The organism is Streptomyces sp. NPDC057697, from assembly GCF_042799335.1.
Taxonomy (GTDB): Bacteria; Actinomycetota; Actinomycetes; order Streptomycetales; family Streptomycetaceae; genus Streptomyces.
This window is the reverse complement of the sequence record NZ_JBHVJA010000014.1, coordinates 176,879-197,442: the sequence shown is the minus strand read 5'-3', so window position 1 is coordinate 197,442 and position 20,564 is coordinate 176,879. Positions and strand designations below refer to the sequence as shown.

Annotated in this window: 20 protein-coding genes and 1 tRNA gene; 2 read left to right on the top strand and 19 right to left on the bottom strand. The window is 72.7% G+C overall.

The features are described from left to right. Positions 1–82: 82 nt before the first annotated feature. Positions 83–156 (top strand) — tRNA-Lys (locus ACFVFH_RS30210). Between the two features lie 594 nt (positions 157–750). Here ACFVFH_RS30210 and ACFVFH_RS30205 read toward each other — a convergent pair. The 13 genes from ACFVFH_RS30205 to ACFVFH_RS30145 form a co-directional block, all read right to left on the bottom strand. After that, positions 751–1,383: a class F sortase gene (locus tag ACFVFH_RS30205; RefSeq protein WP_383774426.1), complete on the bottom strand. Its 633-nt coding sequence runs from the start codon at positions 1,381–1,383 to the stop codon at positions 751–753. A 124-nt stretch (positions 1,384–1,507) separates the two neighbouring features. Continuing rightward, a complete protein-coding gene (locus ACFVFH_RS30200) occupies positions 1,508–2,074 on the bottom strand; it encodes a hypothetical protein (protein WP_383774375.1) in 567 nt (188 codons plus the stop codon). Positions 2,075–2,201: 127 nt separating this feature from the next. Then, the gene (locus tag ACFVFH_RS30195) at positions 2,202–2,990 is read right to left on the bottom strand and encodes an HAD-IIA family hydrolase (RefSeq protein ID WP_329920907.1); all 789 of its coding nucleotides are present in this window, start codon (positions 2,988–2,990) and stop codon (positions 2,202–2,204) included. Between the two features lie 110 nt (positions 2,991–3,100). Then, complete coding sequence (locus tag ACFVFH_RS30190) at positions 3,101–4,588, bottom strand: alkaline phosphatase family protein (protein ID WP_383774424.1); 1,488 nt, start codon at positions 4,586–4,588, stop codon at positions 3,101–3,103. Between the two features lie 153 nt (positions 4,589–4,741). Then, complete coding sequence (locus ACFVFH_RS30185) at positions 4,742–5,803, bottom strand: 2-aminoethylphosphonate ABC transporter substrate-binding protein (RefSeq protein WP_383774373.1); 1,062 nt, start codon at positions 5,801–5,803, stop codon at positions 4,742–4,744. 66 nt (positions 5,804–5,869) lie between these two features. Continuing rightward, positions 5,870–6,667, bottom strand: a complete 798-nt coding sequence (locus ACFVFH_RS30180) for an ABC transporter permease (protein ID WP_383774371.1) — start codon at positions 6,665–6,667, stop codon at positions 5,870–5,872. After that, complete coding sequence (locus ACFVFH_RS30175) at positions 6,654–7,586, bottom strand: 2-aminoethylphosphonate ABC transporter permease subunit (protein ID WP_383774369.1); 933 nt, start codon at positions 7,584–7,586, stop codon at positions 6,654–6,656. The genes ACFVFH_RS30180 and ACFVFH_RS30175 overlap by 14 nt, the downstream gene beginning before the upstream one ends. Then, positions 7,579–8,679, bottom strand: coding sequence for an ABC transporter ATP-binding protein (locus ACFVFH_RS30170; protein WP_383774367.1), 1,101 nt, complete (start codon positions 8,677–8,679; stop codon positions 7,579–7,581). Before ACFVFH_RS30170 ends, ACFVFH_RS30175 begins: the two co-directional genes overlap by 8 nt. Next, a complete protein-coding gene (locus ACFVFH_RS30165) occupies positions 8,676–9,383 on the bottom strand; it encodes a phosphonatase-like hydrolase (protein WP_383774365.1) in 708 nt (235 codons plus the stop codon). The genes ACFVFH_RS30170 and ACFVFH_RS30165 overlap by 4 nt, the downstream gene beginning before the upstream one ends. Next, entirely contained in the window at positions 9,380–10,504 is a 1,125-nt protein-coding gene (locus tag ACFVFH_RS30160; RefSeq protein ID WP_383774363.1) for a TIGR03364 family FAD-dependent oxidoreductase, read from the bottom strand. Before ACFVFH_RS30160 ends, ACFVFH_RS30165 begins: the two co-directional genes overlap by 4 nt. 161 nt (positions 10,505–10,665) lie before the next feature. After that, positions 10,666–11,436, bottom strand: a complete 771-nt coding sequence (locus ACFVFH_RS30155) for a GntR family transcriptional regulator (RefSeq protein ID WP_383774361.1) — start codon at positions 11,434–11,436, stop codon at positions 10,666–10,668. Between the two features lie 63 nt (positions 11,437–11,499). Beyond that, positions 11,500–12,831: a hypothetical protein gene (locus ACFVFH_RS30150; RefSeq protein WP_383774359.1), complete on the bottom strand. Its 1,332-nt coding sequence runs from the start codon at positions 12,829–12,831 to the stop codon at positions 11,500–11,502. A gap of 236 nt (positions 12,832–13,067) precedes the next feature. Continuing rightward, on the bottom strand, positions 13,068–14,264 hold the full coding sequence (locus tag ACFVFH_RS30145) for an ROK family protein (protein WP_383774357.1): 1,197 nt from the start codon (positions 14,262–14,264) through the stop codon (positions 13,068–13,070). 56 nt (positions 14,265–14,320) lie between these two features. Between ACFVFH_RS30145 and ACFVFH_RS30140 the strand changes: the two genes are divergently transcribed. Further along, positions 14,321–15,433, top strand: coding sequence for a Gfo/Idh/MocA family oxidoreductase (locus ACFVFH_RS30140; protein ID WP_383774355.1), 1,113 nt, complete (start codon positions 14,321–14,323; stop codon positions 15,431–15,433). Between the two features lie 156 nt (positions 15,434–15,589). On the opposite strand, the gene ACFVFH_RS30135 is transcribed toward ACFVFH_RS30140, so the two are convergent. The 6 genes from ACFVFH_RS30135 to ACFVFH_RS30110 all read right to left on the bottom strand — a co-directional run bounded on the left by ACFVFH_RS30135 (position 15,590) and on the right by ACFVFH_RS30110 (position 20,522). Continuing rightward, positions 15,590–16,450: a fumarylacetoacetate hydrolase family protein gene (locus ACFVFH_RS30135; protein ID WP_383774353.1), complete on the bottom strand. Its 861-nt coding sequence runs from the start codon at positions 16,448–16,450 to the stop codon at positions 15,590–15,592. A 136-nt stretch (positions 16,451–16,586) separates the two neighbouring features. Next, complete coding sequence (locus ACFVFH_RS30130; RefSeq protein WP_383774351.1) at positions 16,587–17,357, bottom strand: YidC/Oxa1 family membrane protein insertase; 771 nt, start codon at positions 17,355–17,357, stop codon at positions 16,587–16,589. Between the two features lie 117 nt (positions 17,358–17,474). Then, a complete protein-coding gene (locus ACFVFH_RS30125; protein ID WP_383774349.1) occupies positions 17,475–17,807 on the bottom strand; it encodes a DUF6412 domain-containing protein in 333 nt (110 codons plus the stop codon). A gap of 141 nt (positions 17,808–17,948) precedes the next feature. Continuing rightward, positions 17,949–19,490: a sodium:solute symporter gene (locus tag ACFVFH_RS30120; protein WP_383774347.1), complete on the bottom strand. Its 1,542-nt coding sequence runs from the start codon at positions 19,488–19,490 to the stop codon at positions 17,949–17,951. Further along, complete coding sequence (locus ACFVFH_RS30115; RefSeq protein ID WP_093540511.1) at positions 19,487–19,645, bottom strand: DUF3311 domain-containing protein; 159 nt, start codon at positions 19,643–19,645, stop codon at positions 19,487–19,489. Before ACFVFH_RS30115 ends, ACFVFH_RS30120 begins: the two co-directional genes overlap by 4 nt. 55 nt (positions 19,646–19,700) lie before the next feature. Further along, positions 19,701–20,522, bottom strand: a complete 822-nt coding sequence (locus tag ACFVFH_RS30110) for a class E sortase (protein WP_383774345.1) — start codon at positions 20,520–20,522, stop codon at positions 19,701–19,703. Positions 20,523–20,564 lie beyond the last annotated feature (42 nt).

Below are 20,564 nucleotides of genomic sequence, written 5' to 3'. Positions count from 1 at the left end.
AACGACCATCCGACAGGCCGTGATGGACGGTAAATGGTCAGGAGCACTCCCCGTCTTCGGGTAGAGTTCTCCAGGTCAGCAGGCGCCGCTAGCTCAGTTGGTTAGAGCAGCTGACTCTTAATCAGCGGGTCCGGGGTTCGAGTCCCTGGCGGCGCACGCAGAGTCAAAGCCCCCTCACCACGCGTGAGGGGGCTTTGCTCGTCGGTGAGCCCTTCGCGCCGAAGCCTCCCGCACCGAAGCCTCGCGCCGGGCCTGCGCCCCGCGGCGCCTTCCGCGACGCCACCTTGAACCACTACCCGCACGGGCGGCGCACAGTCATCGCACAACTGTCATACAGTCACCAACCGGTCACGGAGCGGCGCGAAGCCCGTTTCCGTACGCTGCCGCGCACGGCTTGCGCAAGGGGGTCGCATACCGCACATACGTCGGGCAACTCACTCTTGGCTCCGCCTCGTCTCCGCGTGACTCTCCCGCGCGAGGCTTCTGCGCGAGTGGGACCGGGCGGGAACCGGGGCCGGGGTGCGGGATCGGCACCCGGTGCCGTGGTCGGCCGCGCCAACCGGGCCTGGGAGAAGTGCAGTTGGGGCCGGGCGCGCAAGCGTTCCGCCGTCCGCTCCGGACCGGGGGTACGCACCGGCCGCGGCCACCGGCGCAGTTGACCGAGGGGGGTGCCCGAGGAGTTACCCGGGGGGGGTGCCGGGCGCGGGCTCGCCCCGCGGCAGCCGACGCCGGGGTCCCTGACCCCGGGTCTCAGCCCTTGTCGCCCGTGGACCTCTCGCCGGTCAGGTAGGCGGAGACGACCACGTTCGCGTCGTACGCGTGCGACGTCCGGTCGAAGGTGCCGCCGCAGGTGATCAGGCGGAGCTCGGCCCGGCCGTCCTGGCGGGGACCGTACGCCTTGTCGGCGTCGAAGCGTGCCCGGGTGAAGACCTGGACGTCGTCGACGGTGAATTCGGCGACGGTGCCGTCCGTTCGGGTGACCTCGACCTTGGCGCCGGGGCGGACCGCGCTCAGTCCGTAGAAGACGGCCGGCCGGGTCTCGGTGTCGACATGGCCGACGAGGAGCGCGGGGCCCTTCGCCCCGGGCTCGGTGCCGCCGCCGTACCAGCCGACGGTCCGGGGCGTGTCGAACGGGGGCGGTTCGATCGCCCCGTTCCCGTCCAGGCCCCGGGCGACCACGGGCGCCCGGACGCCGATCGAGGGGATCTCCACCCGCTCCGGCACGGCGCCCTCGATCGGGTCGTGAGGCGGGGGAAGCGGGACGCCGAGGGGGCGGCCCACTGCGGCGACGTCGCCGGTGATGGGGGCGGAGCCGGCTCCGGAGCCGTCGGTTATGCCGCGCCCCCAGAGCCACAGGCCCAGCAGCAGGACCGCCCAGACCACTCCCGCGAACAGCCTGCCGTGACCCGCAGCGCCGTGGCCCGCGGCGCCCTGGCCCGCGCTGCCCTGGCCCGCAGTGCCGTGGCCCGCAGCCCCCTGGCCCGCGGTGCCGTCCGGGGCGGACATGTCAGTCCGTGGCCGGACGGCGGCGGGAGGTGCGGAACGCGACGGCGACGGCCGCGACGGCCGCCAGGGCCAGTCCGATCACCGCGTGCACGGTGCCGGGGCCCTCCTGCCGGGCGTCCCGGCCGGCGAACAGGGTGGCGCCGCCGCCGCCCGCCGCGACCGGGGCGAGCGGAGTGGCCCGGCCCCGGTCGACGACGGTGAGCGTGCTGGTGGCGGTGGCTCCCGCGGTGCCCGCGCCGTCCTCGCAGTCGACCCGGATGTCGTAGTCGCCCGGGGAGGCGTCCGAGCTGATCCGGGCCTCGGCGAAGAGACCGCCGTCCGCCGCGGGCGAGAAGCGCGCCTCGGAGACGAAGGCGTCGGACCGGCCCGTGGCCGCGCGGCCCTCGCAGCCCTCCAGCCGCAGATCCGTCCCGCCGCCGGGCACGAGGGAGGACGGGGTGGCCGTCAGGGAGACGCGGCCCTTCTCCTGGGCGGACCCGGAGTCGGAGTCGGCCAGTGCGGCCGAAGCCGGCACCAGGGTCGCCGCGACGACCGCGGCGGCACAGAACGTGAGGGGTATGGAACGCATCGTCAACCTCCTCAGTGAAGGTTCACGCCTCCGGGAGGTTTCCGCATCCGCAGAGGCGCGGAGCGCGGGCCCCCGGCGCCGCCCGGCCCCGCCCCTTCGCGCCCTGCCCGCCGCGTCCGGGTGTGGTTCAGCCCGCTTCGACGAGACCGACCAGATCGGCGATCGAGTCGACGACCGTGGACGGCCGGAAGGGGTACTTGTCGATGTCGGCGACCGTGGTGAGCCCGGTGAGGACCAGGAAGGTCTGCATCCCCGCCTCCAGACCAGCCAGCACATCGGTGTCCATCCGGTCTCCGATCATGGCGCTGGACTCGGAGTGGGCGCCGATCGCGTTGAGCCCGGTGCGCATCATCAGCGGGTTGGGCTTGCCCGCGAAGTACGGGGCCTTGCCGGTGGCCTTGGTGATGAGGGCGGCGACGGACCCGGTGGCGGGCAGCGGGCCCTCGGCGGACGGGCCGGTCTCGTCGGGGTTGGTGCAGATGAAGCGGGCGCCGCCGTTGATCAGCCGGATCGCCTTGGTGAGCGCCTCGAAGCTGTAGGTCCGGGTCTCGCCGAGGACCACGTAGTCGGGCTCGTGGTCGGTGAGGACGTAGCCGATGTCGTGCAGGGCGGTGGTGAGACCGGCCTCGCCGATGACATACGCCGTGCCGCCGGGCCGCTGGTCGTCCAGGAACTGGGCGGTGGCCAGGGCGGAGGTCCAGATGTTCTCCACGGGCACGTCCAGGCCCATGCGGTTCAGCCGGGCGTGCAGGTCACGGGCGGTGTAGATGGAGTTGTTGGTGAGGACCAGGAAGGGGAGACCCGAGTCGCGCAACCGCTTGATGAAGGCATCGGCTCCGGGGATCGGGGTCCCCTCATGGATCAGGACTCCGTCCATGTCGGTGAGCCAGGACGAGATCGGCTTGCGCTCTGCCATGTGTGGGACTCCTGCCGTACGCCGTGTGCGGGGACGCCGGCGGCACCGCGTTGTGCAGCGCCGACGCCCCTGATTTTAGGCCGTTCGTTCGACGGGCCGGAACGGCCGGATCACTGCGCCGTGAGTGTCACCCCGTCGATCGCCCAGAACCAGTTGTTGCCGCCGGTGTAGCGGAAGCGGACCTGTGCGGTGGTGGCGCCCGGCGGGACCTGGAGGGTGAGCGACTCGGCCGTCGCGACGGTGTCGGTGGTGTACGTCTTCACGACGACCGGGGCGCCTGTGTCGTAGGAGACGAGCACCTCGCCCTTCTGCGGGGCTTCCTGGCGGTAGTGGGTGGTGTAGGCGAGGGTGGCGGCGCGGCCGCCGGTGACCGGCCAGGCGGGGCTGATCAGGGTGGAGTCGAAGGTGCCGGTGACGCTCCTGTCGCTCCACTCGTCGCCGTCGGCGACCGCGAAGACATTGCGGGCCCGGACGTTGGTCTCGCGCCACTGGCCGCGCTCGGCGGATGTCCAGAACTCGTCGGTGGTGAACGTCCAGCCGCGCCATTCGGTGACGCCGCCGGTGCCCATCGCGCTGTTGTCGACCGACCATCCGGCGGGCGGGGTGTGGGTGAAACCGACGACTCCGGCGCCGATTCCCGTCTCGTCGACGCGGGTGCCGAGCTGCGGGCGCAGCGCGTCGAAGGCGTCGGGGACGGGCTGCTGGAGCGGTCGGCCGTCCAGGCCCCAGGCCGGGTCGACGGCTATGCCGAGGTGGGCGAGGGCGGAGGCGGCGACGTCGGGCATCCTGATGTCGTGGCGGATGGAGCCCGGGGTGACGGTGCCGCCGCTCGCGATGAGGAAGGTCTGCCGCTCGGCCGCGCTGGAGCCGCCGTGGCCGCCCGCGTCGGTGTGCCCGTGGTCCGCGGTGATCATGATGAGCCAGTCCTCGGAGCCGTGGGTGGCCCGGCCCCGTACGGCGGCGACCAGCTGTCCGACCTGGGCGTCCACGCCGTGGATGGCGTCCAGGTACTGCGTGGACGCGGCGCCGTGGCTGTGTCCGGCGTGGTCGACGTTGTCGAGGTGGACGAAGACCGCGTCCCGGTCGCCGCCCGCCAGTTCGGCGACGGCCCTGCTGGTGGTGCCGGTGTCGTACTCGGCTTCCGGGGTGGAGACCCGGGTGTCGACCTTCGCGGAGAAGATCGTGTCGGTGACGGGGTTCCAGGAGGCGACCGCGTACGCGGACAGCCCCGGCTTCGCGGTCTCGATCCGGGTGAGGAAGTCGGGGTACCGCGCGAAGGCGTTGCCGGTGAAGGCGTTGTCCTTGACGCGGTGCTTGTCGGGCCATACGCCGGTGATGATCGTGGACCAGCCGGGGCCGGACAGGGTGGGCGCCATCGGCTCGGCGTAGAGCGGGCTGACCGAGGTGAGCCCGGCGGCCATCAGCGCGTCGAGATGGGGTGCGTCCGCGTCCTTGATCCGGTTGAGCAGGGCGCCGTCCAGGCCGATGACCAGCACCTTGGGCGTACGGGCGGCGGCCCGTGCCGTGGTGGCTGCGGCCAGCGGCCCTGCGGCGGCGGCGAGGGCGGCCGCGCTCATGAGGAGAGTGCGGCGGGACATGCCTGTGGTCACGGGTCCTCCGTCGGGACGGTGGGGGGCACAGATGCAACTCCCCTCCGATCGAAGGGGAGTTGCACCTGGGACTAGACCCGTTATCATTCCGCGATGATCCGCCGGAGGTCCATACCCCTGCGGTGAATCGTCGGGCGTCGGTCAGCTGCCGGTGGCCGACTTCCAGGCCCCGACATAGGTGTCCAGGTTGGTGCCGATGTCCGACCAGTCGGGCTCGAAGACCTCCACGCCGTCCATCAGCTTGGCGAGCTCGATGGCGTTGGCGTCGGTGCCCTTGACGTCCTTGCGGGCGGAGAAGCCGCCGCCGACCGCGCTGACGTCCTTCTGGGCCTGCTCGGAGAGCATGAAGTCGAGCAGCTTCTTGCCGTTGGCGCTGTGCGGGGCCTTGTCGACCAGGCCGGCCGCGTACGGCAGGGCGAAGGTGGTGGCCTTGCCGCCCTGCTTCGCGGGGAACCAGATGCCGAGGTTCGGCATGTCCTTGGACTGCGCGAAGTTCATCTGGACGTCGCCGTTGGCGGCGAGCAGCTCGCCCTTGTCGACCTTGGGGGCCAGCTTGCCGGTGGAGGCGGACGGGCCGACGTTGTTGGCCTGGAGCTTCTTCAGGTACGCCATCGCCGGCTCCTTGCCGCCGAAGTCGTGCATGGCCTTGATCAGCACGGCCGTGCCGTCACCGGCGACTCCGGGGGTGGAGTACTGGATCTTGTCCTTGAACTTCGCGCCGGTCAGCTCCTCCCAGGTGGTGGGCGCCGACTTCAGCTCCTTCTTGTTGTAGATGAATCCGAAGTAGTTGTTGACGACCGAGGTCCACTTGGAGTCGGACGCCTTGTCGGCGCCGTCGACCTGGTCGGCGCCGGCCGGGTCGTACGCGGTGAGGAGGCCCTTGCTGTCGGCCTGCTGGATGAAGGGCGGCAGGGTGACCAGGACGTCCGCCTGGGTGTTGGACTTCTCGCGGACGGCGCGCTGCACCATCTCGCCGGAGCCGCCCTCCACGTACTTGACCTTGATGCCGGTCTTCTTCTCGAAGTCCTTGAAGACCTTGTCGTACCAGCCGTCGCCGTTCTCGCCCTTGAGGCCGTCGGCGCTGTAGACGGTGACGACCTTCTCGTCGGAGGCGGCCGAGGAGCCGCCGCAGGCGGAGAGGGTGGCGGCGAGGGCGAGGCAGCCGGTGACGGCGGCGATGGGCTTGAGGTGGTTCTTGCGCATGGCGGTCGTATCTCCTGGATGTCGGCCGGGGAGCCGGCCGGAGTCAGTACGGGGGGTGTCGGCGGATCAGCGGTACGAGGCCCTGGTGCGGATCCGGGAGACGCCGAGCAGTACGAGCAGCGTCGTTCCCATCAGGACCACGGCGACGGCCGCTCCGGTGAAGAGCGAGCCACGGTCGGTGGCCGCGAAGATCTGCACCGGGAGCGGTGTCCAGTCCGGCGGGTAGAGCATCATCGTGGCGCTCAACTCGCCCATGGACAGCGCGAAGCAGAGCCCTGCGGCCGCCGTGAGGGACGGCAGCAGGAGCGGCAGCTTGATGCGCCACAGGACGTAACCGGGGCGGGCGCCCAGACTGGCCGCCGCCTGTTCGTACATCGGGTCGAGACGCACTATTGCCGCCGAAACCGACGAATAGGCGAACGCGGTGACAAGAATGGTGTGCGCCAGGATCACGATCCAGCGCGTCCCGTTCAGCAGCATCGGCGGTTTGCTGAACGCGACGAGCACCGCGAGCCCGACGACGACCGAGGGCACGGCGACCGGCAGCATGAACAGCGCGTCGAGGAACCTCCTGCCGCGCCTGCGCAGCGAGGCGGCGGCGAGCGCGGCCCAGGAGCCGATGGTCAGGGCGAGCAGGCTGGCGCTGACGGCGGTGATCAGGCTGGTGGTCAGCGCCTGGAGGGAGTCCCCACCGGTCGCCGCGGTGTAGTGCTTGGCGGTCGGCCCGGAGGGGAAGGCACCGGACCAGTTGGTGGTGAACGACGCCGCGAGGATGACCAGCAGCGGCACCGCGAACAGCGGGACGAAGAGGACGAAGAACACGGCCCAGGTGGCCCATTTCCCCGTACGGCTATGCACCAACACGGCGGCTCACCATCCGATACAGGCTGTAGAGACCGACGGAGATCGCGATGTTGACGACGGCGACGACACAGGCCGCCGGGTAGTCGGACTCCAGGATCGCCTTGCTGTAGACGAGCATCGGCAGGGTGGTGACGCCCTTGGCGCCGGTGAAGAGCACGATGCCGAACTCGTTGAGGCACATCACCAGGACGAGGCTGCCGCCCGCGGCGAGCGCGGGGAGCGCCTCGGGGAGGATCACCTGCCGCACGATCCGGGCCGGCCCCGCGCCCAGCGAGGACGCCACCTCCAGCTGCGCGCTGTCGAGCTGCGAGAACGCGGCGAGCAGCGGGCGCATCACGAACGGGGTGAAGTAGGTGATCTCGGCGAGCAGTACGCCCCACGGGGTGGTGAGGAAGTCGAAGGGGCCGTGGGCCGCCCCGGTGAGGTCCGTCCAGACGCCGTTGGCCATGCCGACGTTGCCGTAGATGAACAGCAGGGCCAGCGTGATCAGGAACGACGGGAAGGAGAGGAAGACGTCGATGAACTTGGCGACCGCCCGGCCGCCGGGGAACGGCACGAACGCGATGACCATGGCCAGGACGAAGCCCAGCACCAGGCAGCCGACGGTGGAGCCGACCGCGAGCCAGACGGTGGTGGTCAGCGCCGAGCGGAACGACTCGGAGGCGAACACGTCGCCGTACGGGGCGATCGAGGTGCCGCCCTCGTCGGGGCTGAAGGACTGCTGGACGACGAGGGCCAGCGGGTAGAGGAAGACGAGGGCGAGGACGGCGACGGGCGGCAGCGCCCAGACGAACCGGGGTATCCGGCGGGCCTCGCGGGCGGGGGCGTGCGGGGGCGTCGTCCCGGCCGGGCCGGTGCTCCGGCGGGGTGTCCTCGTCGCCGTGACGCCCGGTGCGGCGGGCTGTGCGGTGCTAGCCATCGGCCTCTCCCCCGGCTCCCGGCGCGGCGCCCGCGGGCAGCAGCACCGCGTCCTCGGCCGCGAAGTGCAGGGTGACCCGGTCGCCCAGCGCCGGGGTCTCGCGCAGCTCCTTCAGGTCCGCCTTGACCCGGTGCCCGTCGATGTCGACGTACAGCCGGTGGGTGGAGCCGCGCCACTGGACCTCGGTGATGGTGCCGTTCAGGGCGTTGGGCCCCTCGCCGAGGCCGACCAGATGGGGCCGGACGCAGAGGGTGGCGGTGGCCCCCCGGGAGACCTCGCCGGTCGGTACGTCGAGTGCGCGCCCGGCGAAGTCGACGGTGTCGGCGCCGTCGGCGACGGTGACCGACAGCAGGTTCGCGTTGCCGACGAACGAGGCGGTGAACTCGGTGCGGGGGCGGCGGTACAGGTCCTGCGGGGTGCCGCAGTCCTGGAGCCGCGCCTTGTCCATGACCGCGATCCGGTCGGCGAGGGTGAGCGCCTCGACCTGGTCGTGGGTGACGTACAGGATGGAGACGTCCGGCAGCTCCCGGTGCAGCCGCGCCAGTTCGGCGAGCATTCCGGAGCGCAGCTGGGCGTCGAGCGCGGAGAGCGGTTCGTCGAGCAGCAGGACGCCGGGCCGGATGGCGAGCGCGCGGGCGATGGCGACGCGCTGCTGCTGGCCGCCGGAGAGCTCGCGCGGGTAGCGCTTGGCGTAGGCGGCCATGCCGACCATGTCGAGGGCCTCGGCGACCCGCTCCGGGATGCCGTCCTTCGCGGCCTTGCGGGCCTTGAGCCCGAAGGCGACGTTGTCCTGGACCCGCATGTGCGGGAAGAGTGCGTACTGCTGGACGACCATGCCGATGCCCCGCTTGTGCGGCGGCAGCGCGGTGACGTCGCGGTCACCGAGGTAGACCCGGCCCGAGACCGGCCGGACGAACCCGGCGACGGCCCGCAGTGCGGTGGTCTTGCCGGACCCGGAGGGGCCGAGCAGGGCCATGACCTCGCCGGGCTCGACGGTCAGGTCGAGCCGGTCGAGGACGGTGTTGCCGCCGTACGCGACGCTGACCTGGTCGAACCTGATTCCGCTGCGGACGGACCGCCCTCCGCCCGTCATGCCTCGGCCCGCGCGATGAGGTCCGGGAGCTCGGCGACCGAGCCGAGCACCTGCGTGGCGCCGTGGCGGGCCAGCTGGTCCTTGTCGTGGGCACCGGTGAGCACCCCCGCGACGATCCCCGCTCCGGAGCGCACGCCGCTGAGCATGTCGTACGAGGTGTCGCCCGCGACCACGATCTGCTGGACGCCGTCGACGGCTCCGGTGCGCAGGAAGGCGGCGAGGACCATGTCCGGGTAGGGGCGGCCGCGGCCGCCCGCGTCGGCCGGGCAGAGGGTCAGGGCGACGAGGTCCTGCCAGCCGAGCGCGGCCAGGATGGCGTCCTGGGTGGTACGGGCGAAGCCGGTGGACAGGACCACGGTCCGGCCCTCTCCCTTGAGTCGCTCGATGGCCTCGCGGGCGCCGGGGATCGGGGCGATGCGGCCGCCGTCGACCAGCTCCCCGTACGCCTCCTCGAAGGCGGTGTTGGCCTGCTGGGCCCGGTCCTCGTCACCGAAGAGGTGGCGGAAGACGGAGATCTTGGACTCGCCCATGGTGGCGCGCACGTAGTCGAGCTTCTCGGCGTGGTCGGCGGAGCCGGGCTCGACGCCGAGGCGTCCGGCGGCGGCGGAGAACGCCTGCTCGACGAGGCCGCCGTCGGCGACGGTGGTGCCGGCCATGTCGAGGACGATCAGGTTGTGGAGGTTCTGCGTGGTCAACTTCTTCACCAGCCCAGTTCGTTGGCGGTCGTTTCGGCGATGGCGGGCGAGCAGGTCATTCCCCGGCCGCCCGGTCCGGTGACCAGCCAGACGCCGTCCTGTACCTGCTGGCGGTGGACGACCCGGCTGGTGTCGGTGCACTGGGCGTAGACCCCGGCCCACCGGTGGCGGATCCTCGGCAGCGGGCGGCCGAGGAAGGACTCGACGACGCCGGTGAGGTGCTCGTACGGCTCCTCGACGGTGTCGAAGGAGAAGGGGTGCTCGTACTCGTGGGTGTCGCCGATGGTCAGTCCGCCGTCGCGACGCTGCACCATCAGCAGCTGCATCTTGTGCGCCGCGGCGGTGGGCGCCTGGGCCTGCCCGGCGTCGAGGGCGTCCAGCGCCGGGCTCTTGTACGCCGGGTAGTAGCGGAAGCTGTCCGCGTCGGCGACGGAGGTGGTGAGCGGCTCGCCGAGCGGGTCGGTCTGCATCATCTGGAGTCGGACGCGGCGCACCGGGAGGTCGGGGCCGGCCAGTTCGCGGACGAGGCCGCCGAGCCAGGCGCCGGTGGCCAGGATCACCGCGTCGCCGGTGTGCACGTCGCCGTGGTCGTCGCGGACGGAGGCGGTGCCCACGACTTCGCGGACCTCGCGGCCGCCGAGGAAGGTGTACCGGCCGGACTTCAGCAGCTCCTGCTTCAGGGCGAGCTGGGCGGTGCGCGGCTCGACCGCGGCGTCCCGCCCGCACCACAGCGCGCCGGCGAAGTCGCCGCGCAGCGCGGGGTTGATCGCGCGGGCCTGGTCGGCCGTGAGCAGCTCGTACCCGCGGGCCGTCGCGTCGGGGCGGGCGACGGCCGCCTCGGCGACGGCGGTCTCCAGCTCGGTGCGGAGCGGGGTGAGCGAACCGCAGGCGCGGAACCCGAGCCCGGGGACCCGCGCCCCGATGCCCTCCCACAGCTCACGGGCGCGCAGCGCGGTCTCCAGCTCCTCGCCGCCGGCCCGGCCGCTGACCCATATCTGTCCGAAATTGCGGAGCGATGCCCCGCGCGCCTCGCTCTCGCGCTCGATCTGTACGACCTCGTGGCCGCGGTCCACTGCGTGCCAGGCGTGCATGGTTCCCACCACGCCGGCTCCTACGACGATGACTCTCACGACGGCTACGCTCCTCGGAGCGGGTGACCCGTACGGATCGGCACGGCAACGGGACGGTGAACTGGGCCCCAAGGTTGGCCTAGACCCGTTACGTTCCCGTTATCCGGAGGGCCGGTTCGCGTGGTGCCGCGGGCCGGGCGCCCTCCGTCCGGCGCGGCCGTTCAGTGACCGGCCTGCGGGCCCAGGTGCGCGGTGAAGGAGAACCGGTCGCCGCGGTAGAGGGTCCGTACGCGTTCCAGCGGCTGCCCGGCCGTGTCGCGCGAGATCCGGTGCATCAGCAGCATGGGCAGCGCGGGCGGCGTACCGATGAGCAGCGCCTCGCGCGGTGTGGCGAGCACCGTCTCGATCCGCTCGTCGGCGTCGCCGAAGGGAATCCGGAGCCGGTCGCGGAGGTAGCCGTAGAACGACGAGTCGGGGTCGAACTCCGTGTCCAGGCGGGGCACCCGGGCGACGGAGACATAGGTGCTCTCCAGCCCGACCCGGTCGTCGTCGGCGAGCAGCACCCTCTCCAGGTGCCAGACCGGTTCGCCGCGCTCCGTCCCGATGTCGGCGGCGAGCGCCTCGGGGCAGGGGAACCGCTCCAGGCCGATGAGGTGACGGCCCGGCTTGCGGCCCTGGCGGCGCACCCCCTCCGTGTAACTCGCCAGCGAGAGCGGCTGCTCCAGCTTGGGCCCGGCCACGACGGTGCCGCGCCCCTGGCGGGCGAGCCGCCCCTCCAGCAGGAGTTCGCGCAGCGCCTGGCGCACGGTCTCGCGCGAGACCTCGTAGCGCTCGGCGAGGTCGCGTTCGGTGGGCAGCATGCCGCCCTCGCCCAACTCCTCTATGAGTACGGAGACATGGGCCTTGACGGCGTAGTACTTGGGAATACGGCCGTGCTCGGGGATGCCGGAACGGATGGGTGCGCCAGGTACCTGGTCGTGCGGATAGTCCACGGCCCGATGGTGGCAGACGGACATGAACAACGGTGAACGTCCGGGCGCGCGGTGGAGGGGAGTTCAGGGGCGCGCGCGGCGCAGCCGCCGGGCCTTCACCACCATCGCCCCGCCGCCGATCAGGAGCGTGGTGACGGCGAGACCGGCCGGGGGGACGGAGCCCGCGCCGGTCGCGGCCAGCTCCGGGCGGCCGTCCTGCTCCGGGGACCGGCCGGGCTCGTCGGGCTGCCGGGAGCCGTCGGCGGCGGAGCCGCTGGGCCGGGTTCCGTCCGGCAGGGCCTCGCCCGGACCGTCCCCGGCGCCGTCGGCCTCGCCGGTGCCTTCGGTGTCATCGGTGCCGGCCGCGTCATCGGCCTCTGTGTTCTCGCCGGTCCGTGCGGTCCCACCGGCCTCCGAGGTGTCACCGGTTCCTGCGGTCTCGCCGGTTCCCGTGGTGTCACCGATTCCCGTGGTGTCACCGATTCCCGTGGTGTCGCCGGTCTCGCCGCCGTCGCCGTCCTCGACGACGGTGAAGGGGTACTCCTCCGACTCGCCGACCCAGGCCCCGTCGTCCTTGCCGCCCGCCGTGCGCTGCCGCTGGACGACGGCGGCGTTGGCGGTGATCCGGCCGGGGCTGGTGTCGGAGGTGAACGCCATCCGGACCCGGATGGTGACGGTGCGGCCCGCCGGGACGGTGAAGCCGCCGAAGGAGTCACCGGCCGTGCCACCGAAGACACCGATGTGCTCGTCCCGGTCGGTGGTCTCCCAGGTGACGCGGTGCTCCGTCTCGGGGCGGGCCTGCTCGGCGAACTCCAGCTGGATCTGGTCGGAGGTCAGCTTGCGGTCCTCGTCGGTGAGGACGAGGACGGGGTGGATGGCCCGGCACGGCTCGGTGGTGGTGTTGGTCAGCTCCAGGAACCAGGTTCCGTAGCCGCCGCCGGACGCGTACGTGTCCGGGCCGCCGTGGATGCGGGTGCTGATGGGGAAGTCCCGCGCCGCCGGATCACCGCAGGCGGGCTGCTGGTCGGCGGCGGGGGAGCCGGGCGACGAGACCGGGGCGGCCGAGGAGGAGGCGGCGGAGGCGGGCGCGACGGATGTGCCGCCGAGCACAACGGTCGCGGCGGCCAGGCCGAGCGCGAGCCCATGGCGGGGCCGCCCGGTCGGCGCCGGGTGCGGGGCGGCGGAGGACGGCGCCGAGGCCGGGCGAGGCCGCGCGGAGGCGGTGAACACGGGGATGGACGCGGCCGTGACGATGGGGACGGACGTGGGGCTGGCGGTGGGGAAGGACGCCGGGCCCGACGTACTCAGGGGCCGTACGGCGGGGGCGGGCCCGGCGGGACGGCCGGGCAACGCACCGAGCACGCGGCCCTGCGCGGGGCCGGAGGGCGTGCCGGACGGGGGCGGGGTGGGGGACATCGGGGAGCTCATCCTTCGCTGCCGGCGAAACGGTCGGCTCACCCCGTGCGCCGGAGTTCACCGGTTCTGGGCCGCGACGCTGTCACGCACGCGCGAGGCGGCCCGTGCCGACATGCCGAGGGACCGCCCGCCCGGCCGCCGGATTCCCACCGATCGGCCCAGCCGTCGAGCGGCGGGGGGTGTCTCCGCGGGGTGGGGCGGGGAGCGCGGTGGGGTGCGCGGCGCGGTGCGGGGTCCTATCCGCCCGCGCCACCCCCGCCGCTCACGCCATCCGCCCGCCCGAACAGCGGGGCCAGGACCAGTTGGGCGGCGCCCTCCGCGACCGGCCGGTCGCCTCCCCCGGCGGCGGAGACCGGCACGCCGACACCGCCCCGTCCTCCCCGCCCGCCCCGTCCCGCGCGCTCGTCGAGCACGGCGCGGACCCCCCGTACGTACGTGTCGGGGTCCTCGGCCACCGTCCGGCCGCCCAGCACCACCCGGTCGATGTCCAGCAGCCCGACGAGGTTGGCGGCGCCGGTCCCCAGCACGCGGGCGGCCTCCGCCGCATCGCCCCGGGCGACCGCGGCGAGACAGAGCGCCTCGATGCAGCCGCGTCCCCCGCAGCCGCAGACCGGCCCGTCCAGCTGAAGGGTCTGGTGCCCGAACTCACCGGCCCCGGTACGCGCCCCGCGATGCAGCGCCCCGCCGAGGACCAGTCCCGCGCCGAGCCCGGTGCCGAGGTGCAGGTACGCGAAGTCGCCGCCGCCCGCCGCCCGCAGGGCGAGCCCGAGGGCGGCGGCGTTGGTGTCCTTGTCGACGACGACGGGCAGCCCGGTCCGTACGGCCAGGGCGTCCCGCAACGGATAGCCGTCCCACTGCGGGAACCCGGTGACCCGGTGCAGCACCCCGTCCCGGTGGTCGAGCGGGCCCGGCACCGCGACCCCCATCCCGAGCACCCGCCGGTCCCCCGGCCCCGCGCTCCCTCCCGGTACGGCCGTCGCGGCATCCGGCGCCACGTCCGGGTCCGCGTCCGGGCCCGTCAGCAGCTCCGCCACCGCGTCCGTCGCCGCCGCCAGCACCTCGTCCGCCGGGGCACCGAGGTCCAGCCGGGCGGTGCGGCTCCCGGCGACCGTGCCGGACAGGTCGACGAGCACCGCCGCCAGGCCGTCGCGGTCCAGGTGCAGGCCGACCGCGTACCCGGCCTCGGGCACCAGCCGCAGCACGGTGCGCGGCTTGCCCCCGGTGGACGCCCGGTGGCCCGCCCCGGCCACCAGGCCCTCGGCCCGCAGCCTGGCGGTGATCTTGCTGACGGCCTGCGGCGTGAGCCCCGTGCGCTCGGCGAGTTCGAGCCTGCTGATGCCGCGCACGCCCGCCACCCGCAGCAGATCCAGCACCAGCGCCGCGTTGTGGCTGCGCAGCGCGGGCAGGTTCGCACCGCTGTTGCTCCTGTTCACCACCCCATTGTCCCGGTCGCTTGCACTATGGCAACAGCGTTGCTTAAGTGGCGGACATGACTGGCAACGCGACTCACGAGACGCTCCGACCGTCCGGCACCCCCCTGCGCGTCGGACTCGTCGGCTACGGCCTGGCGGGCTCCGTCTTCCACGCCCCGCTGATCGCCGCCACCGACGGTCTCGTCCTGGACACCGTCGTCACCTCGGACGAGGAGCGGCGGGCACGGGCGCGCGCCGAGTTCCCCGGGGTGCGGTTCGCCCGGTCGCCGCAGGAGCTGTGGGAGCGTGCGGACGCCCTCGATCTGATCGTGATCGCCTCGCCGAACAAGACCCATGTCCCGATCGCGACCGCCGCGCTGGAGGCGGGCCTGCCGGTCGTCGTGGACAAGCCGATCGCCGGTACGGCGGCCGAGGCGCGCGGGCTCGCGGCCCTGGCCGAGCGGCGCGGGCTCCTGCTCTCGGTCTTCCAGAACCGCCGCTGGGACAACGACTTCCGCACCCTCGCCCGTCTGGTCGCGGACGGCGAGCTGGGCGACGTACAGCGCTTCGAGTCCCGTTTCGAGCGGTGGCGCCCGCAGCCGAAGGGCGGCTGGCGCGAGTCGGGCGACCCGCAGGAGATCGGCGGGCTGCTGTACGACCTGGGCAGCCATGTCGTGGATCAGGCGCTCACCCTCTTCGGCCCGGCGGCACGGGTGTACGCGGAATCCGACGTACGCCGCCCCGGCGCCGCCGCCGACGACGACACGTTCCTCGCGATCACCCATGTGAACGGGGTCCGCTCGCATCTGTACGTCAGCGCCACGGCGGCCCAGCTCGGCCCGCGCTTCCGGGTGCTGGGCCAGAAGGCCGGTTATGTGAAGTACGGCCTCGATCCTCAGGAGGCCGCGCTGCGCGCGGGCGAGCGCCCGACGGCGGACCGGCCGTGGGGCGAGGAACCCGAGGAACAGTGGGGCCGGATCGGCTCGGGCGAGTCCCCGCTGACCGGCGGCGGCACCCCGGTCCGCACGCTGCCGGGCGACTATCCGGCGTACTACGCGGCGGTCGCCGACGCGTTGCGCGGCAAGGGCGAGAACCCGGTGACCGCCCTTCAGGCCGCGGCGGCCCTGGATGTCCTGGAAGCGGCCCGCCGCTCGGCCCGCGAGGGCGTCACCGTGGAGCTCTCCTCGTGAGAGCCCGACGTGTACGGGACCGACGTGTACGGGACCGACGCGTACGGGACCGACGCGTACGGGACCGACGTGTACGGGACCGGCGCGTGCGAGCTCCCGTCGTATGGTCCGCACCCCGGGCGCGGGGCCCGCGCCCCGCGCCCCGAACGCACCCCGCTACGCGTCCTTGAGCTCCTGCCGCTGACGGCCCAGCCCGGCGATCTCCAGCTCCACGACGTCCCCGGCCCGCAGATACGGCTTGGGCTCGGGCTGCCCCAGGGCGACCCCGGCCGGTGTGCCGGTGTTGATCACGTCGCCCGGGTACAGCGTCATGAAGTGGCTCAGATACCGGACCACCTCGCCCACCGGGAAGATCTGATCGGCCGTCGTGCCGTCCTGCTTCAGCTCACCGTTGACCCAGAGCTTCAGCGACAGCGCCTGCGGGTCGGCGACCTCGTCCGCCGTCACCAGCCACGGGCCCAGCGGGTTGAACGTCTCGCAGTTCTTGCCCTTGTCCCAGGTGCCGCCGCGCTCGATCTGGAACTCGCGCTCGGAGACGTCGTGCGCGGTCGCGTATCCGGCGACGTGCGCAAGCCCCTCCTCGGCGGACTCCAGATAGCGCGCGGTGCGCCCGATGACCACCGCGAGCTCGACCTCCCAGTCGGTCTTGACGCTGCCGCGCGGCACCAGCACCGTGTCTTCGGGCCCGACGACGGTGTCCGGAGCCTTGAAGAACAGGATCGGCTCGGTGGGAATCGCCGCTCCGGTCTCGGCGGCGTGGTCGTGGTAGTTCAGCCCGATGCACACGATCTTGCCGATCCGGGCGAGCGGCGGCCCGACCCTCAGCCCCTCGGCGTCGAGCTCGGGCAGCTCGCCGGGCGCGGCCGCGGCGGCCCGCACCCGGGCGAGCGCCGGCTCGTCGGCGAGCAGCGCGCTGTCGATGTCGGCGACGACGCCCGACAGGTCGCGCAGGGTTCCGTTCCCGTCCAGCAGGGCCGGTCGTTCCGCGCCTGCCGTACCCACACGAAGCAGCTTCAACTCTCTGTCTCCCCTTGGTCGAGATCGGGCCCGTCGATTGGGTGGCGGCCATCGCAGGCTTGTCCGATCGTCCAAGACATCCGATCACTCCACAAGACCCTGTTCACACACTGGACCGGCGCACCCGCCGCTCCGCTCACACCGCGGGGGCCACGGCGGTCCCGGCGGCGGGCATGTCGCGGTAGAGGACGGCCCGTTCGATCGCGGTCCAGGTGGTGCTCGTGACGACGTACAGCGCGGCGGCGAGCGGCACCACGGACACGGTGAAGAGGGTGGCGAAGGACATCAGCGGCATCAGCTTCGTCATCGCACCCATGCCGGGCACCGGCTGCCCGTCGGGGCCGGTGGTCGGGGTGACGGGGTTGGCGGCCATCTGCCGCTTCGTACGCCGGAAGTTGAACGTGGCCACGGCGGCGACGATCGCGAACAGCCCGAGGTAGACCAGGCCCTGCGCGCCGAACAGCCCGCCGTGCGCGAGTGCGTCGTGCCAGCGCTCGCCCAGCGGGGCGTCGAGGAGCTGGTGGCCGAGCAGTTCGTTGGGGCCGCCGCCGATCTTCTGGCTGGAGAAGAGGTGGTAGAGCAGGAAGAAGGCGGGCATCTGCAACAGGCTGGGCAGGCAGCCGGAGAGCGGCGAGACCTTCTCCTCCTTGTGCAGCTCCATCAGCGCCTTCTGCATGCGCTCGGGGTTCTTGCCGTGTTTCTTGCGCAACTCGGCGATCTGCGGCTGGAGCCTGGTGCGGGCCTTCTGCCCGCGCGCCGCGGCCCGCGAGAGGGGGTGCACGGCGAGCCGTACGAGTGCGGTGAAGAGCACGATGGCGGCGGCGGTGGAAGCGGACTGGAAGAGCGGGTGCAGCGCGTCGGCCAGCGCGCCGACCAGACCGGCGAATGCGGACATGAAGACGGACATGGATGAGCCCTCCGAGGGTCTCGTCGTGCCGGGAGGAAGTACGGACTCGGCATGACGGACCGCGCGGGACGCCCATGGCGCACCTACGGGAGAAGTGGCTGCTGTTGCTGGGAGCCCCTACGCGGCCGTCGGAAGGGCACGGCCGGGGGCTCGGGGGCGCCTGCGCCCCTTGGCGTCCGGATCCCGCTGCGGGAGGAACGCGGTGCGTTTCTCCCGGTCGCGGATGGCGGTGCGGACCCGGGTGCGGGGCACCGGGGCGGCACAGCGGGCACTGATGAGCGAGGCGACGGCGAGCGCGGAACCGGCGGCGGCGGTCGCGGCGAGCGCGACGGCGGCGGAGAGGCTGCCGCCCTCGGCAAGGAGGACCTCGGTGACGAGGAAGAGCAGCAGCCCGGCGGGGCGGAGCAGCCGGGCGAGGCCACCACGCAGACGGCTGGTGTCACCGCTCATCGGCCCCTCCCCTCTTCCCCTTCACGGCCGGTCGGCCGGTTTCGCGGCCCGTGTGTCGCGCTGTCGTTCGCACACGCGCGCGCCCGATGCTCTCCAGCCGTTATACACGATGGTCGGGGCGGACCGTCCGGCCCGGCGGGGTCAGCGGCCCGTTCCCGCAGGAGCGCCGTCCGGCTCCGCCTCCCGTTCCGGGGCCCCGATCTCGTCCCGCGCGAGCACCTCCTCGTCCGGCCGGTCGTCGCGGTCGCGCGGGCCCGCGTACGTCACGGCGAGCGCGACGACGAGGTTGGCGCCGAGCGCCACGATGCCCGCGTTCACCCCCCACACCGGATCGTTCTCCGTGAACACGAACCCGCACACCACGGCCACGCCGACGACCAGTCCGCTCATCGCCCCGAGCAGCGTCAGCCGCCGCCACATCAGCCCCAGCAGCACCATGGGGAGCAGCTGCGCCATCGCCTCGTACGAGATGAGGGAGAGCCGCACCAGTGTGTTCGGCGCGGTGTACGTGAGCAGCAGCGCGAGGCTCCCCGCGACCACCACGACCACCTGCGCGGCGCCCTTCTGCCGCCGCTCCAGGCGCGGTACGAGCGAGAGCACACTGCGCCCCCACATCGTGCCGATGACCAGCATGAAGACGGCCATCGGCACGATCGAGGACAGCGCGGCCGCCACCCCGATGACGCCGACCGCCCAGGCCGGCAGCGAGTCCACGACGAGCTTGAAGAGCGCCAGGTTGGACTCGGCCCCGACGAGCCCCGGCACGACGAAGAGGGCCGCCATGCCGAGCAGCATCGGCACGAAGAGCAGCACGTTGTAGGCGGGCAGCAGCATCGCGTTGCGGCGCAGGACGTCGGCGTTCTTCGCGCCGAGGTACCCCGCGACGGTCGTCGGGAAGATCACCACGGTGAGCGAGTTGAGGAACGAGGTGGTGATGAACCAGGCCTGCCCGAGCCCGCTGTCCCCGTGCCCGGGGAAGGTCAGCCACTCGCTCTTCTCGGTGACGAGCCGGTCGAGGAACGGCCCGTACCCGTCGAAGTAGTGCAGCGGCACGTAGAACGCGAGGAACCCGAGCGTGGCGATCACCAGCACGTCCTTGAGCACCGACACCCACGCGCTGCCCCGCAGCCCGCTCACCACGACGAAGCCGGTGGTGACGGCGAAGGCGATGAAGTAGGCCTGGTTCAGGCTGATGGCACCGTAGGAGATGGTCGAGACGACCACGCCCATGCCGGTGATCTGGAGCTGGACGTACGGCAGCAGGAAGACGGTGGCGAGGACGGCGACGAGGGCACCGAGCCAGGGCCGCCCGAAACGGTGGGCCACCATGTCGGTGATCCCGACCAGTCCGTGCTTGCGCGCGTACGCCCAGAGCATCGGTCCGACGACATAGCCGATGGCGTACCCGCAGGACATGTACGCCACCACGTAGAGCACCGGGGCCCCGTAGTTGTAGCCCCAGCCCGCGGCGCCCAGGTAGCTGAAGCTGGTGTAGCCCTCACCGGCCATCAGCACCCAGATGAACGCCGTCCCGAGACTGCGCCCGCCCACGGACCACTCGGCGAGCCCGCCGCCTTCCCCGTTCGCCCGGCCCTTGCGCCGCCCGCGCGTCGCGAGCAGCCCGAGGGCGACGGTGGCGGCCATGAAGACCCCGAAGACGGAGGTCGCGACCGTGGCGTTCACCGGCGGTCCCCCCGCCGGGTCAGCCATACGGCGACGGGCGTCAGGAGGGTCGCCCCGAGCAGCCACACGAAGAGGAACGGCAGCCCGAGGACCACCGGATGGACCCGGTTCACGAGCGGCAGCACCCCCAGGTACAACACGTAGGGGACCAGCAACCACAACAACTGCGGACGTCGTCTGAGCACGTCAGGGAACCTTAGTGCGACACCGCTACCGCGACCGGACATCCACGAGTTTTCCCCATACGACAAGCCGGTACCGGGAGGTGAATTCGGGCGTGCACGTAGTGAGGGTCACATAGGAACCGGCCTCGGTGTACCCCGTGTACGGCTTCGCGTTGCTGCGCGGGACGGCCGCGATGACCCCGCCGTCGCGCGGGCTCGTGCGCGCGAGCGTCCGGTCGACGGTGTACGTGTACACGGCGTCCCGGGTCTCGATGCCGATACGGTCCCCGCGCCGCAGCCGGTTGATGTACCGGAACGGCTCGCCGTGGGTGTTGCGGTGCCCGGCGAGCGCGAAGTTCCCGGCCCGGCCGGGCTGCGCGGTGCCCGGGTAGTGCCCGACGTACCCCTTGTCGAGCACACCGCTCTTGCCGACGCCCTGGGCGACGGGGGCGACGAGCCCGAGCCGCGGGATGCGGATGACGGCGTACGCCTGGTCCCAACGGGGCGCGGAGCCCCCGGCACCACCGCCGGCCGGCCGACCACCGGCCCCACCGCTCGCCCCGGCCCCACCGCTCCCTCCGGCCCCACCGCCGGAATCACCGTCCCCCGCATTCCCCGCGGAGCCCGCGCCCCCCGCGTCCCCACGCTCCTGCCCCCGCTGCTGCCCCCACTCCCGCTCAAGGGCCCGTACCTGGTGCTCGGCTCCGGCGCGGGCCTGCCGGTTGGTCCACCACAGCTGATGAACAACGAGCAACAACAGGACGACGCCGAGGGTCACCACCAGTTCGGCGCCCACCCAGAGCCCGCGCGCGGCGACCCTGCGCCCGCGCGCGCTCCGCTGTACCACCACCGGAATCCGCTCCCGCACGGCCCGCACGATAGGCCCCCGGCCCGCAACTCTCCAGGCCCA